General features: G+C 63.0%; 16 protein-coding genes. 9 read left to right on the forward strand and 7 right to left on the reverse strand.

Annotated elements, in window-relative coordinates; all coding sequences use genetic code 11:
* Window positions 1–6: 6 nt before the first annotated feature.
* From ACHHRT_RS09585 to ACHHRT_RS09600, 4 genes are all read right to left on the reverse strand, one after another.
* Window positions 7–1,479, reverse strand: a complete 1,473-nt coding sequence (locus ACHHRT_RS09585; RefSeq protein ID WP_395499547.1) for a dihydrolipoyl dehydrogenase family protein — start codon at window positions 1,477–1,479, stop codon at window positions 7–9.
* Entirely contained in the window at window positions 1,466–2,179 is a 714-nt protein-coding gene (locus ACHHRT_RS09590) for a TVP38/TMEM64 family protein (protein WP_395499548.1), read from the reverse strand. Before ACHHRT_RS09590 ends, ACHHRT_RS09585 begins: the two co-directional genes overlap by 14 nt.
* A gap of 100 nt (window positions 2,180–2,279) precedes the next feature.
* A complete protein-coding gene (gene arsS, locus ACHHRT_RS09595; RefSeq protein WP_395499549.1) occupies window positions 2,280–3,281 on the reverse strand; it encodes an arsenosugar biosynthesis radical SAM (seleno)protein ArsS in 1,002 nt (333 codons plus the stop codon).
* Window positions 3,282–3,285: 4 nt separating this feature from the next.
* The gene (locus ACHHRT_RS09600) at window positions 3,286–3,621 is read right to left on the reverse strand and encodes an arsenosugar biosynthesis-associated peroxidase-like protein (protein WP_395493100.1); all 336 of its coding nucleotides are present in this window, start codon (window positions 3,619–3,621) and stop codon (window positions 3,286–3,288) included.
* A gap of 643 nt (window positions 3,622–4,264) precedes the next feature.
* On the opposite strand from ACHHRT_RS09600, the gene pstS reads away from it, so the two are divergent.
* From pstS to pstB, 4 genes are all read left to right on the forward strand, one after another.
* Entirely contained in the window at window positions 4,265–5,398 is a 1,134-nt protein-coding gene (gene pstS / locus ACHHRT_RS09605) for a phosphate ABC transporter substrate-binding protein PstS (RefSeq protein WP_395499550.1), read from the forward strand.
* A 120-nt stretch (window positions 5,399–5,518) separates the two neighbouring features.
* Window positions 5,519–6,523 carry a phosphate ABC transporter permease subunit PstC gene (gene pstC, locus ACHHRT_RS09610; protein ID WP_395499551.1) on the forward strand — a complete coding sequence of 335 codons (1,005 nt, stop codon included), beginning with the start codon at window positions 5,519–5,521 and terminating at the stop codon, window positions 6,521–6,523.
* A complete protein-coding gene (gene pstA, locus ACHHRT_RS09615) occupies window positions 6,520–7,395 on the forward strand; it encodes a phosphate ABC transporter permease PstA (RefSeq protein WP_395499552.1) in 876 nt (291 codons plus the stop codon). The genes pstC and pstA overlap by 4 nt, the downstream gene beginning before the upstream one ends.
* A 101-nt stretch (window positions 7,396–7,496) precedes the next feature.
* Entirely contained in the window at window positions 7,497–8,243 is a 747-nt protein-coding gene (pstB, locus tag ACHHRT_RS09620; RefSeq protein WP_395499579.1) for a phosphate ABC transporter ATP-binding protein PstB, read from the forward strand.
* A 50-nt stretch (window positions 8,244–8,293) separates the two neighbouring features.
* Here pstB and ACHHRT_RS09625 read toward each other — a convergent pair whose 3' ends face one another.
* Genes ACHHRT_RS09625 through ACHHRT_RS09635 form a run of 3 tightly spaced genes read right to left on the reverse strand, consistent with a single transcriptional unit; the run spans window position 8,294 to window position 10,325 of the window.
* Entirely contained in the window at window positions 8,294–9,217 is a 924-nt protein-coding gene (locus ACHHRT_RS09625; protein ID WP_395499553.1) for a patatin-like phospholipase family protein, read from the reverse strand.
* Window positions 9,218–9,238: 21 nt separating this feature from the next.
* Window positions 9,239–9,850, reverse strand: coding sequence for an NAD(P)H:quinone oxidoreductase (gene wrbA / locus ACHHRT_RS09630; RefSeq protein ID WP_395499554.1), 612 nt, complete (start codon window positions 9,848–9,850; stop codon window positions 9,239–9,241).
* Between the two features lie 40 nt (window positions 9,851–9,890).
* The gene (locus tag ACHHRT_RS09635) at window positions 9,891–10,325 is read right to left on the reverse strand and encodes a hypothetical protein (protein WP_395499555.1); all 435 of its coding nucleotides are present in this window, start codon (window positions 10,323–10,325) and stop codon (window positions 9,891–9,893) included.
* 212 nt (window positions 10,326–10,537) lie between these two features.
* Between ACHHRT_RS09635 and ACHHRT_RS09640 the strand changes: the two genes are divergently transcribed.
* Genes ACHHRT_RS09640 through ACHHRT_RS09660 form a run of 5 tightly spaced genes read left to right on the forward strand, consistent with a single transcriptional unit; the run spans window position 10,538 to window position 13,899 of the window.
* On the forward strand, window positions 10,538–10,840 hold the full coding sequence (locus tag ACHHRT_RS09640) for an EscU/YscU/HrcU family type III secretion system export apparatus switch protein (RefSeq protein ID WP_395499556.1): 303 nt from the start codon (window positions 10,538–10,540) through the stop codon (window positions 10,838–10,840).
* A gap of 51 nt (window positions 10,841–10,891) precedes the next feature.
* Window positions 10,892–11,617 (forward strand): flagellar basal-body rod protein FlgF, encoded by a 726-nt coding sequence (flgF, locus tag ACHHRT_RS09645; RefSeq protein ID WP_395499557.1) that lies wholly within the window; start codon window positions 10,892–10,894, stop codon window positions 11,615–11,617.
* 37 nt (window positions 11,618–11,654) lie between these two features.
* Window positions 11,655–12,437 carry a flagellar basal-body rod protein FlgG gene (flgG, locus tag ACHHRT_RS09650; protein ID WP_395499558.1) on the forward strand — a complete coding sequence of 261 codons (783 nt, stop codon included), beginning with the start codon at window positions 11,655–11,657 and terminating at the stop codon, window positions 12,435–12,437.
* Window positions 12,438–12,462: 25 nt separating this feature from the next.
* Window positions 12,463–13,197: a flagellar basal body P-ring formation chaperone FlgA gene (gene flgA / locus ACHHRT_RS09655; RefSeq protein ID WP_395499559.1), complete on the forward strand. Its 735-nt coding sequence runs from the start codon at window positions 12,463–12,465 to the stop codon at window positions 13,195–13,197.
* A gap of 12 nt (window positions 13,198–13,209) precedes the next feature.
* Window positions 13,210–13,899, forward strand: coding sequence for a flagellar basal body L-ring protein FlgH (locus tag ACHHRT_RS09660; protein ID WP_395499560.1), 690 nt, complete (start codon window positions 13,210–13,212; stop codon window positions 13,897–13,899).
* Window positions 13,900–13,984 lie beyond the last annotated feature (85 nt).

The raw sequence follows: 13,984 nt of genomic DNA on the forward strand, positions 1-13,984 counted from the left end.
AGGCCTTTATTGCCCGGCCTGGTCCTGGTTCTCGCCACAGGCCCGGCCCTTGAAGCTGAAAAAGAACTTGAGCCCCTTGCGGACCAAAGGGGAAAAAATCTTGGGGGCGAAGATCGCCCCGGCCACCTTTTTGTTGATCTCCCCCAAGGTGGGATAGGGATGAATGGCGGCGGCGATTTTGGCCAAACCCACCCCGCCGTTGAAGACCGCCACCCATTCGCTCAGCAGTTCACCGGCCCGGGGCCCCAGGATCTGCACCCCCAGCGGTTTTTCCCGCTGATCCAGCAGCAGCTTGATCCGGCCGCCGCTCTCCCCGGCGGCCAGGGCCCGGTCGTTGGCGGCGAACTCTTCGCTCCAGACCGTGTAATCGATCCCGGCCGCCCGGGCCCTTTTCTCGTTAAGCCCGATGCTGGCCAGTTCCGGCTGGGTATAGGTGCACCAGGGAACCCGGGTGTAATCGACCTTCTGGGGTAGATGGAAAACGGCGTTGCGCAGCACCACGCCCCCTTCGTAACCGGCGACATGGGTGAACTGATGACCGCCGATGACATCACCGGCGGCGTAAATATGCTTGTGGCTGGTCCTGAGCCGACTATCGACCTTGATCCCCCGCTGATCGGCGGCAATATCCAGCTTATCGAGCCCCAGGCCCGCCACATTGGCCGAACGGCCCAAGGCCACCAGCAGGGCCTCGGCCTTAAGGGTCCGGTTCTCGCCGGCCTGGTTTCTGACCACCACTTCACGCTCCCGGCCCAGATCGCCGACCCGGACCACTGCGGCGTCAAGCTCGAAAACCACCCCTTCCCGCTCCAGTTCCTGCTGGACCAGGCTCGCCAGATCGGGGTCCTCCTTGCTGAGGATCTGGCCGCTGCGCTGGATCACCGTCACCCTGCTGCCCAGCCGGCCGAAGGCCTGGGCCATCTCAATGGCGATGGGCCCGGCGCCGAGCACGATCAGCGAGGCGGGCAACCGGTCCAGATAGAAGATTTCGCGGTTGGTCAGATAGGGAGTCCGCTCCAGGCCTTCAATCGCCGGCACTGCCGGGGAAGAACCGGTTGCAACCACCCAGCTGCGGGCGGAAATCGACCGGCCGGCCAAGGAAATGGTATGTTCATCGCTAAAGCGCGGATCCCCGAACTCCACTTTGACCCCGAGCCGGCAAAAGCGCTCCACCGAGTCGTGCTGCTGGATCACGCCGATTACCGAACGAATCCGGGCCGAAACCTGGCGGAAATCAACGGGCGGGGGCGAAAGCGCCGGCAAGCCGAAGCGGGGCCCGCTTTTCATCAGATGATAGACATGGGCCGTCTTGATCAGGGTTTTGCTGGGCACGCATCCATAATGAAGACAGTCGCCGCCCAGGGCCTCTTCCTTTTCGACCAGCAGGGTCCTGGCTCCCAGTTGGGCCGCCCCCGAAGCCACGGTCAGACCCGCCGCCCCGCCGCCGATAATGCCGAGATCATAGTCATATTTGCTCATCTTTTGTTCCCTCCGGGGTGGGTACGGCCTCTCGCAAAGCCTTACGGGCGATCTGGGTGATATAAATGGTGACGGCCAGGGTGGCCAGCAGCCCCAGCCCCTGAAAGACCAGCTCCCAGGGCCCGGCCGGCGGACTTTCGACCAGGGCCGCCCGGGCCAGGTTGCCGGCCAGGGCTCCCGCGTAAACGTAGAGCAGGGTGCCGGGCATCATCCCGACCCAGGAGGCCAGGACGTAATGATAAAAAGGGATTTTGGTCAGACCGTAGGCGTAGTTGATCAGGTTGAAAGGAAAAATCGGGCTCAGCCGGGTCAAAAAGACGATTTTCCAGCCCCGCTGGGCCACTGCGGCGTCGATGGCGGTGAATTTGGCGTTGGCGGCCACTTTTTTTTCAATGGCTTCCCGGGCCAGAAAGCGGCCCAGCAGAAAGGCCAGGGCGGCCCCGGCGGTACTGCCCACCGAGACGGCGACAAAGCCTCCGAACAGGCCGAAAATCGCCCCCGCCCCGACGGTGAGAATGAAACCAGGCAAAAAGAGGACGGTGAAAAAAGCGTAGAGCAGGGAAAAAACCGCGTAGCCGGCAAAACCCAGGCCCTCCACCCATTGCAGCAGGTCAAGGGCCAGCTCCCGCACCGGCAGCAACACAAAAGCCAGGAGACCGGCCACGACCAGGCCGGCCAAAAGCAATAAGCGACTTTGCATCAGGTTGTCTAGCTCCAGTCATGGTTGAATTCCAGCCGCTCCGGTAAGTAGAACCCGAATAAGCAGAGCATTCCAAGCAAAACCCTGACCAGGCCGTTGGTTATTTTGCCGCCGTCCTTTGCAGGTCGGCCGTTGGCAAGGTGGCCCCCTGGCAGGACGAACCCGCCCCGGCGGTGCAGGCAAAGCAGTGATCGGCGGTGACGATTTCCCGCCCGGCCAGGGCCCGGTGGTCGAAGGAAAAAATATTTGCCGGGGTGTTGCCGGCCACCGGCAGGTCCAGCATCTGGTTGAAATCGCAATCGTAAAGGGTGCCGTCGGGACCGACGGAGATGGTCTCGCGGCACATTGCCCGGCCGGCGGCGGCGGGATTGTAGGCCGCCTGCAGGGCCAGCATGTAGTCGGCCAGGTTGCCCGAGCTTTGCAGGTATTCGAGATAGCGGCCCACCGGGCAGTTGGTCAGGCAGAAAAGCTGATTGAACTCCACCCCGTGCTGTTCGGCCAGAACCCGGCGATAGTCGGCTTCCAGGGCTCCCTGTTCGCCGGGCAGATAGGCGCCCACCGGATTGTGGACCAGATCCAAAACCAGACCGCTGCCGGAGCGGCCGTAGCCCTGGGAGTTGAGCCGCCGCATCACCGCGATGATCGCCGCGAAAACCCCCGCCCCGCGGAGCCGGTCGGTTCGCTCACCCCGGGCATCGGGCAGGGAGGCCACCAGTTCCACCCGGTGGCGCGCGTAAAACTCAACCAGATCGGCAAATTCCGCTTCCTGGAGGATCACCAGGTTGGTCCGGACCAACAGCCGCTTGCCCAGGGCGGCCAGGCGGGCCACCAGTTCGCGGAACCGGGGATGGAGTTCCGGAGCGCCGCCGGTGACATCCAGGGTGGTGATGGCGGGCAACGCCGCCACCTCGAGGCATTTTTCCAGCACGGCGTCATTCATCTGGCGGTCCTGTTCAAGGCCGGCCTCGACGTGGCAGTGCCGACAGCGGAGATTGCAGCGCCGGGTGATGTTAAGCTGGAGAATCTTGACCGCGGCGGCCCGGAAGGGGAAAAAACCGGAGCGGCGCAGACATTCCCTGAAGGAGGGACCGGGTACCGACATCGGGCTACATCTCCTTTTGCCGGAGGATCTTGCGAACCTGGGTGGCGTGGGCCAGGGTGTCGCCGGCCACCATGGCCGCCCCGACATGGATGGCCTCCAGCATTTCATCGCCGGTCAGCCCCAGGGAAAGGCACTTGTTGGTGTAGGCGTCGATGCAGTAAGGGCAGTGGCGCACCGTCGCCACCGCCAGGGCGATCAGGGCCTTTTCCCGGGCGCTCAGGGCCCCGGGGGCGGTGGCCTTGGCATAGTAGTCGAAAAAAGCCCGCCCCTGCTCCGGGGCCTGTTCGGCAATCCTGGGAAAATCCTGCAAATCCTTTTTCTCGTAATAGTCGTCAGCCATAAACCGTTCCTTTCTCCTTGTCTTCTCGGGCCGGCGCTGGTAACAATAACTATGCTCCGCCCTCGCGAGTGGGGCGGAGCAGTTTTTTCCATACCAGACGGTTATCCTCGCTCCCACCGAACTTTATACGTTAGAAACCCTTACAGGTCAAGCTATGGGTGTTATCGGCATCATCGGGGGTTCCGGCCTGTAAGACCCGCAAATTTTTACCCAAGCGCGGAAAGTGGTGGTCGAAACCCGCTACACCCTCCCCCTCCTCGCCCCTGCTGCGGAGCCGCCCGGTACTGGCAGCAACAGGGGGTCCTGCGAATCTTTCTCGTCAACCAACTGATGGTGCTGTGCTTCCTGCTCGGGATCACCCCCGAGCGCCTGGCCCGCTTCTATCGGCGCAGCCGAGGGTCAACCTGAAATCCAGAGCGAACTGCTCCAATTGCGCCAAGCTCCCCCGCCACCGAACCTGGCAAGTGGTCCACATCCTTAAATTGCCGGTAAATCGTCCGGTCACAATTTACCAATTCCGAAAGATTCCCTAATCAAAGCTGAACATTTCAGGCTCATCCTTGCTCCAGTCGAAGCGGTTAAAGATCCGGCGGCGGCCCCCCCGCCGCCGGGCAACCAACGTTCAACTCCAAGGAGAGCCACCATGAAGCAAACAGTAAAGTGTCAACAGCCCGGCCTGCGCGGCCGCCTCGCGGTGCTGGCGGTCGCGGCCCTGCTCACCCTGACCGGGACCGCCGGAGCGGCCTGGGCCCAGCGGCTCGACCTGCTCGGGGCCGGGGCCACCTTTCCCGCCCCCCTGGTCACCGCCATGGCCGACCAGTACCGCACCAAAACCGCCGGCCGGGTAACCCTCAACTATCAGTCCATCGGCTCCGGCGGCGGCATCCGCCAGTTCATCGAGCAGACCGTGATGTTCGGCATGAGCGAGGCCTTCCTCTCCGACCAGGTGATGGCCGAGATCAAGAGCAACACCGGCGGCAACGCCTTCAACTTGCCCATCACCCTGGCCGACGTGGTCCCCACCTACAACCTGCCCGGGGTCAAAAAGGGCCTGGTGCTCAACGGCGAGGTGCTGGTCGATCTCTTCCTGGGCAAGATCAGCCGCTGGAACGATCCCAAAATCGCCGCCCTCAACCCCGGGGTTAAGCTGCCGCCCCTGCCGGTGACCATCGTCCACCGCTCCGACGGTTCCGGCACCACCAATGTCTGGACCAGCTATCTGAGCCGGGTTTCCCCGCAGTGGGCTGCCAGGGTCGGCTATGCCACCAGCGTCAACTGGCCCACCGGGGTGGGCGGCAACGGCAACGAAGGGGTGGCCGGGGTGGTGATCAACACCCCCGGCGCCTTGGGCTACAACTCCCTCTCCTACGCCCTGCTCAACGAGATCAGCTACGCCTACCTGATCAATGCCAGCGGCAACCTGATCGAACCCAGCTACGCCGCCACCACCGCCGCCGCCGATATCGAACTGCCGACGGATACCCGGGTGCTCTTCACCAACACCCCGGCCCCGGACGGCTACCCCGCCGCCGGTTTCGCCTGGATGCTGGTCTATGAAAACCTGGATAAAAACCGGGCCATCGCCAATCGGGAGCAGGCGGCGGAACTGCTCCGCTTCCTGATCTGGGCCATTACCGACGGCCAAGAGCTTTCCGAGTCCCTGGGCTTTGCCCGCCTGCCCCGGGCGGCCGTCGACCGCAACCTGGCCATGATCCGCCAGATCAAGTGGCAGGAGGAAAAGCTGGGGGCCGCAATCCTGCGGGAGGCGGGCCTCTAGGCATTACCGAACCCTAAAGAAACTCTAACCAAAAACAAACATTTCCCCCCTATTTTCCCCTCCAGGCCCGAAGCGTGAGAGCTCCGGGCCTGGACCGCCTTTTAAGCGACAACTTTAAAGATGAGGAATCCGGACTTGCAGGCCAACCCATCCGCCTCGGAACTGATCCGCCGCACCCCGCCCCTGCTCTACCGCTGGCTGGGTGACCGGATCTTCGCGCTCCTGGTGACCATGTTCGGGCTGCTCCTGATGGGACTGGCCATCTCGCTGGCGGTGGTCCTCTACCGGGAGGGGGAAGCGGCGATCACCACCTTCGGTTTTTTTGGTTTTCTGACCGGCACCTCCTGGGACCCGGCCATCACCTTAAGTTTCGGCACCCTGCCCTTTCTGATCGGCACCATCGTCACCAGCGTGGCGGCTTTAGTCCTCTCCTTTCTGCCGGCCATCGCGGTGGCGATCTTTTCCGCCGAGTACGCCCCCCGCTGGCTGGCCCACCTCATCGACGCCATGGTCGATCTGATCGCGGCGGTACCCAGCGTGGTGGTGGGAATCTGGGGGATCTTCGTCTTTGCCCCCTGGATGCGGGAGAGGTTCTATATGCCGATCTACCTCTGGGCGGCGGAAAACCAGCCCGACCTGCTGCCGATTCTGGGCAGCCCCATCGGCTACGGGATGACCACCGCCACCATCGTGCTGGCCCTGATGATCGTCCCCTTCACCGCCGCCTTGAGCCGCGATGCCATCCGGCTGGTGCCCGCCTCCCAGCGGGAAGCGGCCTGGGCCCTGGGCGCCACCCGCTGGGAAGTGATCCGGATGGCGGTGCTGCCCTACGCCCGGGGCGGCATCATCGCCGGGGCCATTCTCTCCTTTGGCCGGGCGATCGGCGAAACCATGGCGGTGGCCATGCTGATCGGCAACAAGAACACCCTGCCCTTCAACCTCTTCGGGCCGGCGGCCACCATGCCCTCGGTGATCATCAACGAATTCCGGGAGGCGGTGGAAAACCTGCACCTTGCCAGCCTGATGGCCATCGGCTTCTACCTCTTTCTGATCTCGCTGATCGTCAATCTGGTCGCCGCCTATATTCAACGTAAGATGATGGTTTCGGGAGGACGATCGGTATGAGTATCCGGGAAATGCCAGCCCCCATCAGCCTGGGCCGCCGCTACCTGCGCGATCGTCTGATGCTGGGCCTGCTGGCCATCGCCACCCTGCTGGTGCTGGTGCCGCTGCTGATTGTGATCAGCTACGTGGTGGTCCAGGGGCTCGGCGCCCTCAACTGGGATTTCTTCACCCGGGAGCTGGGCTCGCCGTCCCGGGCCCAAATGGGTCAGGCCACCGGCCTGGTCCACACCATCATCGGCACCCTGGTGGTGGACTCTTTAGCCCTGGTGCTGGCCGTACCCCTGGGGATCGGGGCCGGAATCATGCTCTCCGAGTACCCGGACCACCCCCTGAACCCGCTGCTGCGGCTGCTCAACGACACCTTGAACGGAATGCCCGCCATCCTCAAGGGGTTGCTGGCCTTTGCCCTGATCGTCAAGCCCATGGGGACCTTTTCCGGGATCTCCGGGGCCATCGCCCTGACCTTCGTGATGCTGCCGATCATTGCCCGGGCCACCGAGAGCGCCCTGATGATCATCCCCTGGTCGATCCGCGAGGCGGGCCTGGCCCTGGGGCTCCCCCGCTGGCGGGTGATTCTCTCCACCATCGTCCCCACCGCCCGGGTGGGACTGGTCACCGGCATCCTGATCGCCTTTGCCCGGGCGGTGGGGGAAGCCGCCCCCCTGATGTTCACCTCGTTCGGCAACAACTATCTGCCCAGTCGCCTGAGCGGCTGGCTGCTGGGACCGGTGGATACCCTGCCGCAACGGCTCTACAGCCTGGCCATCAGTCCCTACAAACACTGGCATGAGATGGGCTGGGCGGCGGGCATCGTGCTGTTGAGCCTGGTGATCGTCACCTTCATTGCCGCCAGATTGGCCGTCAGACGCTAACAGTTCGGAGAGTTTCAAAGATGGAAGCAAGCAACAACCAGCAACAACCGAACCAGCCCGGGGAAATCCGGCCCGAAGAGATCCGGCCCGAAGAAATCCGGATGGAGACCCGTAACCTCACAGTCTACTACGGCAAGAGCGCCGGGGTCAAAGATGTCAGCATCCCCATCTACAACAAGCAGATCACCGCCCTGATCGGCCCCTCCGGCTGCGGCAAGACCACCTTTCTGCGGGCCCTGAACCGGATGCATGACCTGACTCGGGGGGCCAGGGTCAGCGGTCAGGCCCTGCTGGACGGCCACGATATTTACGCCCCCAAGGTCGATCCGGTGACCATCCGCCGGCGGATCGGGATGGTTTTCCAAAAACCGACCCCCTTCCCCACCATGTCGATCTTCGATAACGTGGTGGCCGGTCTCAAGCTGGTGGGAATTCGTAAGCGGGATATTCTCAACGAGGTGGCCGAACGGGCCCTGACCCAGGCGGCCCTCTGGGAAGAGGTCAAGGATCGGCTGCGCAGCCCCGGTGGTTCGCTCTCCGGCGGCCAGCAACAGCGGCTCTCCATCGCCCGGGCCTTGGCGGTGGAGCCGGAGGTGTTGCTGATGGACGAGCCCACCAGCTCCCTGGACCCGCAATCGACCATGCGGATTGAGGAGCTGATGAGCGAATTGAAAAATCAGGTGACCATCGTCATCGTCACCCACAACATGCAGCAGGCCACCCGGATCTCCGACCACACCGCCTTCTTCTTCGTCGGCGACCTGATCGAGTTCAACCCCACCAGCAAGATGTTCACCAACCCCGACCAGCAGCGGACCGAGGAGTATATCACCGGCCGCTTCGGTTGATCCTGCTTAGGGTTGTCAGCCATGGGCCCTGGGGGTTCTGGCCGCCAATCCTAATCCTCGTTTTTATGGTATTGGCCGAGTCGGCGTTGCAACTCGGCCGCGGCTGGCTTCGCCTGTTCTAGCACAGCCTCGATTCGATTGAAGTGGAGCATCCGGATATCATGAAGTTCCGGCTTGATATAAATATCCGGTTGCGCCGCCTCCATTCGGGCCGCGATGATGGACTGCTGCATAATGGTAAAACTGCCCAGCAACAAATCCAGGGAATCGACCTGTTGCTCCTCGGAGCGGGTTCGCGACCGGGAAACGTCGATGGCGACAACCAGGTCGTGCCGCTTAAGCAGAAGATCGAAAGGTAAGGGATTGGAGGTGCCGCCGTCGATCAAAAGTTGCTGACCACGCTGAACCGGCGGAAAAAGCCCGGGCACGGCCATGCTCGCCTGGACGGCGGTAAACAGATCACCCTGGTCGAGCACCACGGTTTCACCGGTCCAGTAATCGGTGGCGACCACCGCAAGGGGGATGGCAAGATCCTCAAAACTGCGGGCCTCGACCTTGCCGGCCAGAAACTTGAGGAATCCGCCGGAATCGAAGATTCCTCCATTGCTGTCGATTTTCAGCAGAGCAGCCAGGGTCAGTTCGGAACCCGGCATGATCAGCCGGGAAAGAACATCAAGGCTGGAACCGCCGAATTCGGCAAAAATTTCTTCAATCTCGGCGGCGCTCAACCCCGCCGCGTAAAGGGCCCCGATCACCGCTCCGATGCTGGTGCCGGTAATCCGGGCCGGCTTAATCCCCAGATCATCAAACACCCGCAGCATGGCGATATGAGCCAACCCCCCGGCTCCCCCGGAACCCAAAGCCAGGCCCACCGTGGGCATAGGAAAAGGCCTGGAATCGTTCATGGCAACCGCTCCTTTAGTAAACCCCACCAGCAGTGCGGCCAAGACCAGCAAAGGTAAAAAAAATTTCATCCCGGTATCGACATCCCCGGCTCAGGCGCTGAGCTTTTTGGCGATCCTGGCCACATGCTCGCCCTGGAAACGGGCCCCGGCCAGTTCGTTATCCGAGGGGGTCCGGCTGCCGTCGCCCCCGGCAATGGTGGAGGCGCCATAGGGGGAACAGCCGGTAATCTCGTCGGTATTCATCTGGCCGGCAAAGGTATAGGGCAGGCCGACCAGCACCATGCCATGGTGAAGCAGGGTGGTGTGGAAGCTGAGGATGGTGGACTCCTGACCGCCATGCTGGGTGTTGGAGCTGGTGAAGACGCTGCCCACCTTGCCCACCAGACTCCCATTGGCCCAGAGTTGGCCGGTGGCATCGAGAAACTGGCGCATCTGCCCGCACATATTGCCGAAGCGGGTGGGAGTGCCGAAGATCACGGCGTCGGCCGCCGCCAACTCTTCCAGAGTACAGACCGGCACATCCTGCTGGCCGGCAAGCGACGCCTTGGCCCCCATCTTTTCCAGCACCTGATCGGGCAGGGTTTCGGGCACCCGACGCAAGGCCACCGTCACCCCCTCCACGCCGGCGGCGCCCTGGGCCACGGCCTGGGCCATTCGGTGGATGTGACCGTACATGGAATAGTAGACAATCAGCAGCTGCATGGGATGGTCCTCCTTTCGCTCTACGGTTGTCAAATCTCTTTCAACCCTGGGGAAACTTGATCCTGAGTACCTCTTTATCCTCTTCCCGGTCCAGCTTCACCTGCAACTCCACCTCACCGCTGCGCAGACCGAGGACCAGCAGAGTTTTCTCCTTGTCGGCCTCGCTGTGGAGAATGACCCGGACCACCGCGATGATCTCGGCGAACAGCTCGGGAGTCGGGGCGGGAATCGTCTCCTTTTCAGCATCACTCTTAATGGTCGCCGTCACCTTGTCCTTCTTCTGCCTCAGGGTAAGCTTGCCGGCCTTTTCGGTCAAAGCGTGGAGCAGGGCCAGGGCCAGGTACTTGATGGCCCCCTCCCGGAGATCCCCCCCCTCGCCGGCGGCCTGGCGCAACTGGGTGGGAAAATCGGTTTCCAGGTAGCAGTCGCACATCTCGATCAGTTTCAGGTGCAGATTGGGGTCGTGCAGTTGCATGGTTCACCTCTTTGAAGTTGCCGATTAACGGAAGGGACCCGCAGGGTCCGCGGGTATTACGTTGTGTTCACCCCGCCATGGTATCACAAAAGAGCGGCGGGGAAATTATAAAATGCGCCCCCGCCGGGGCCGGCACCAATTAGCCCTTGAACTTACAAGGCTTTGCGGTTTATATCCTGGTCAGTTGCCAAACCACCCGGAAAATCGAGCCCATGACCGCCAAACCCGCCGACAGGAAAGCGCCCCGCAAGAAGGCGGTGGCCTTAAGCTACGACACCGACCGGCAAGGCGCCCCGCGGATGGTGGCCAAGGGCAGCGGCCTGCTGGCGGAGAGATTGCTCGAGCTGGCCCGCGAGTACCAGATCCCCATCCACCAGGACGCCGACCTCACCGAAATCCTCTCCCGCCTGGATCTCAACCAGGAAATTCCCCCCGAAACCTACCTGCTGGTCGCCGAAATCCTCGCCTTTATCTACCGAACCAACCAGGAGATGCCCCCCAAAGTGGCACGATGATTGCATGGCTTTACCCCCGAGTACGGGAACCAAACCACCGGAGGAGAAGCCATGTATATCCATAACCGCCTGGGGATGCTCGAAGGGGTTGAAACCATGCTGGCCCAGGAGCGTCGCCTGGACCAGGTGGCCAACAACCTGGCCAATGTCGACACCGTGGGCTATAAGCTTGAATCGGTGACCTTCTGGGAGATGCTCTACAACGTCACCCGGGATCGTCAACGGGTGGGCAAGGCCCTCAACATTCTCACCGACCAGCAGCAGGGCAACACCCAGCCCACCGGCAACCCCCTCGACCTGGCCATCACCGGCGACGGTTTCTTCCGCATCCAGACCGATCAGGGGGTGCGCTACAGCCGGGCCGGCAACTTCGAACTGGACCCCCTGGGCCAGCTGCGGCTGCCCGGCGGCGGCCTGGTCCTGGGGGACGGCGGCCCGGTGGTCCTGGAAAGTGCCGATTTCAGCGTGGACCGCCACGGCCGGGTTCTGGTGGATGGGGCCATGGTCAACCAACTGGAGGTCGTCACCGTCAATGATTTGACAGCCTTGGTCAAGGAAGGCAAGAACCTTTTCCGGCTCACCGAGGAGGGCGAGGAGATGGCGGCCCTGAACTTCCAGGTCCGCCAGGGTTTTCTGGAAAAATCCAACGTCAACTCCATGGAGGAGATGACCTCGATGATCGAACTCTACCGCAACTACGAGGCCCAGCAGAAGATGATCCAGGCGGTGGACGAGATGGACGATCTGGCGGTACGCAGAGTGGGCAAATTAGCCTAGTAATCAAATTTCGGGACCAAACAGGGAGGATTGACCCATGATCCGCGCGCTATATTCCGGCACCACCGGCATGCGGGGCCAGCAGTTGCAGCTGGACACCATCTCCAACAATCTGGCCAATGTCAACACCGCCGGCTTCAAGAAGAGCCGGGCCCAGTTCGAAGACCTCTACTACCAGGAGCTGCGGGCGGTGGGGGCGGAGACCATCGACGGCGGCCAGGTGCCCTCCGGCATCCAGGTGGGCCTGGGGGTGATCGCCACCTCCACCCAGAAGATCTTCACCCAGGGCAGCATCCATGAAACCGGCAACGACCTGGACCTGGCCATCGAGGGCCGGGGCTTTTTTCAGGTGACGCGGGACGGGGAGGAATTTTACACCCGGGCCGGCGCCTTCACCCGTGATGCCGACGGCTTCATCGTCACCCAGAACGGCGACCGCCTGCAGCCGGAATTCGTGATTCCACCGGAGACCACCAGCCTGAGCATCGGGGCCAACGGGATCATCGAGGCCAAGAACGCGGCCCAGGAGATCATCGCCGCCGGCCAGCTCACCCTCCACGACTTTGTCAACCCCGGCGGCCTGCGGGCCGAAGGCGGCAATCTTTTCCGCCCCACCGAGGCCTCGGGCGCTCCCCGTGAGGCCGACCCCGGCACCGAGGGGGTGGGGGTGGTGCTGCAACGTTTCATGGAGGTTTCCAACGTCGATGTCACCGAGGAGCTGGTCAACCTGATCATCACCCAGCGGGCCTTTGAGATGAACTCCAAGTCGGTGCAGACCGCCGATCAGCTGCTGGAAGTGGCCAACACCCTGAAACGCTAGGCCCAGTCCTGAAGGAGCAAGCGCCGTGACCGTCAAAAAACTGATTTTCTCACCCCTGCTGCTGCTGTTGCTGCTGGCCGCGGGCCTGACCCCGGCCCCGGCCCGGGGGGCCGCCGTGATCACTTTGGGCCCCGGCGAGCTGGAGGAAATTTTTGCCGCCATCATTGCCAAGGAGAGCGTCTGGCCCCGGGAGGAGTTGAGCATCAGCGGTTTTTCCGCCTTTCCCGAAAGCGTGCAAGTTCCGGCGGGCATCCTGGATTACCGCCTGGAAAACCGCCCCGAACCCAGCCGCCCGGGCCGCCAGAGCCTGCAGGTTACCCTGCTGGTCAACGGGCGGGAGCAGGAGCGGGTGCGGCTCAGCGCCAATCTGCAACGGCTGGGAGAGGTGGTGGTCACCGCCCGGCGGATCAACCGGGGCGAGGTGATCGGCCCCGACGATCTGCTGGTGCTGCGCCGGGAGGTCAGCATGCTGGACCCCAGCTTCATCGCCGAGCCCGGCCTGGCGGTGGGCAAGCAACCCCGCACCACCCTCCAGGCCGGAGCCATCGTTTACGGCAACCTGCTGGAAAATCCCCCCCTGGTGCGCCGGGGGGATCGCGTTAACATCGTGGCCGGCAACGGTCGTATCCTGGTCAGCGCCCCCGGCGAGGTCCGGGACACCGGCGCCCAGGGTGATCTGGTCCGGGTCCGCAATCTGATGAGCCGCCAGGAGATCCAGGCCCGGGTGGTGGACAGCGCCACCGTGGAAACCACGTTTTGAGGAGGAATCGCCATGCGTAACCATCTATTGATGCTGCTGCTCCTGGCCCTGGGGCTGGGGGGCTGCGCCACCTTCGGCGGCAACTCGGCGGAACTGGCGCCCTCCCAACGGCTGCCGGAACGCTACGCCCTGCCGGAACCTGAAACCCCGCGGGAGGTGGCCCGGGAAGGCACCATCTACAACGGCGGCCAGGGCCTGGATCTCTATCGGGACAACCGGGCCCGGGAGGTGGGGGATATCCTCCTGGTCCGGGTGGTGGAGAGCTCCAGCGGCCGCAGCAACGCCAACACCAAAACGGAACGGGAATCCAGCGTGGCCGGCGGCATCGACTCCTTTTTCGGTTTGGGTGACTTCATCGACCGTTACGGCACCGTCCAGGCCCGGATCAGCAAGGATTTCGAAGGCACCGGCCGCACCTCCCGCGACAACAACGTATCCGCCACCATCTCCGCCCGGGTGATCGACAAAACCATGGACGGCAACCTGGTGGTGCGGGCCTACCAGGAGGTGCGGGTCAACAACGAAACCCAGTTCATCATCCTTTCCGGCCTGGTCCGACCCGACGACATCACCGCCGACAACGCGGTGCTCTCCAACCGGATCGCCGATTTCCGCATTGAGTACAGCGGCAAGGGCGCGGTGGCCGACGAGCAGCAGCCCGGCTGGCTCTCCCGCGCCGTGGGCCTGCTCTGGCCCTTTTAGCCTGGCATGGGTTATGCAGTTACACCCGGGTGAAACCAGTTTGGTGGGCTATTTTTTCCTCCGGCCCGGATCAATTACAGGTGGG

Origin of the sequence: Desulfurivibrio modestus, from assembly GCF_044068625.1 — a bacterium.
GTDB lineage: Bacteria > Desulfobacterota > Desulfobulbia > Desulfobulbales > Desulfurivibrionaceae > Desulfurivibrio.

Bases quoted from the DNA above. Each gene is read 5' to 3' on its own strand.
- ACHHRT_RS09585 (WP_395499547.1), bottom strand. From the start codon at position 1,479: ATGAGCAAATATGACTATGATCTCGGCATTATCGGCGGCGGGGCGGCG.
- ACHHRT_RS09590 (WP_395499548.1), bottom strand. From the start codon at position 2,179: ATGCAAAGTCGCTTATTGCTTTTGGCCGGCCTGGTCGTGGCCGGTCTC.
- arsS (WP_395499549.1), bottom strand. From the start codon at position 3,281: ATGTCGGTACCCGGTCCCTCCTTCAGGGAATGTCTGCGCCGCTCCGGT.
- ACHHRT_RS09600 (WP_395493100.1), bottom strand. From the start codon at position 3,621: ATGGCTGACGACTATTACGAGAAAAAGGATTTGCAGGATTTTCCCAGG.
- pstS (WP_395499550.1), top strand. From the start codon at position 4,265: ATGAAGCAAACAGTAAAGTGTCAACAGCCCGGCCTGCGCGGCCGCCTC.
- pstC (WP_395499551.1), top strand. From the start codon at position 5,519: ATGAGGAATCCGGACTTGCAGGCCAACCCATCCGCCTCGGAACTGATC.
- pstA (WP_395499552.1), top strand. From the start codon at position 6,520: ATGAGTATCCGGGAAATGCCAGCCCCCATCAGCCTGGGCCGCCGCTAC.
- pstB (WP_395499579.1), top strand. From the start codon at position 7,497: ATGGAGACCCGTAACCTCACAGTCTACTACGGCAAGAGCGCCGGGGTC.
- ACHHRT_RS09625 (WP_395499553.1), bottom strand. From the start codon at position 9,217: ATGAAATTTTTTTTACCTTTGCTGGTCTTGGCCGCACTGCTGGTGGGG.
- wrbA (WP_395499554.1), bottom strand. From the start codon at position 9,850: ATGCAGCTGCTGATTGTCTACTATTCCATGTACGGTCACATCCACCGA.
- ACHHRT_RS09635 (WP_395499555.1), bottom strand. From the start codon at position 10,325: ATGCAACTGCACGACCCCAATCTGCACCTGAAACTGATCGAGATGTGC.
- ACHHRT_RS09640 (WP_395499556.1), top strand. From the start codon at position 10,538: ATGACCGCCAAACCCGCCGACAGGAAAGCGCCCCGCAAGAAGGCGGTG.
- flgF (WP_395499557.1), top strand. From the start codon at position 10,892: ATGTATATCCATAACCGCCTGGGGATGCTCGAAGGGGTTGAAACCATG.
- flgG (WP_395499558.1), top strand. From the start codon at position 11,655: ATGATCCGCGCGCTATATTCCGGCACCACCGGCATGCGGGGCCAGCAG.
- ACHHRT_RS09660 (WP_395499560.1), top strand. From the start codon at position 13,210: ATGCGTAACCATCTATTGATGCTGCTGCTCCTGGCCCTGGGGCTGGGG.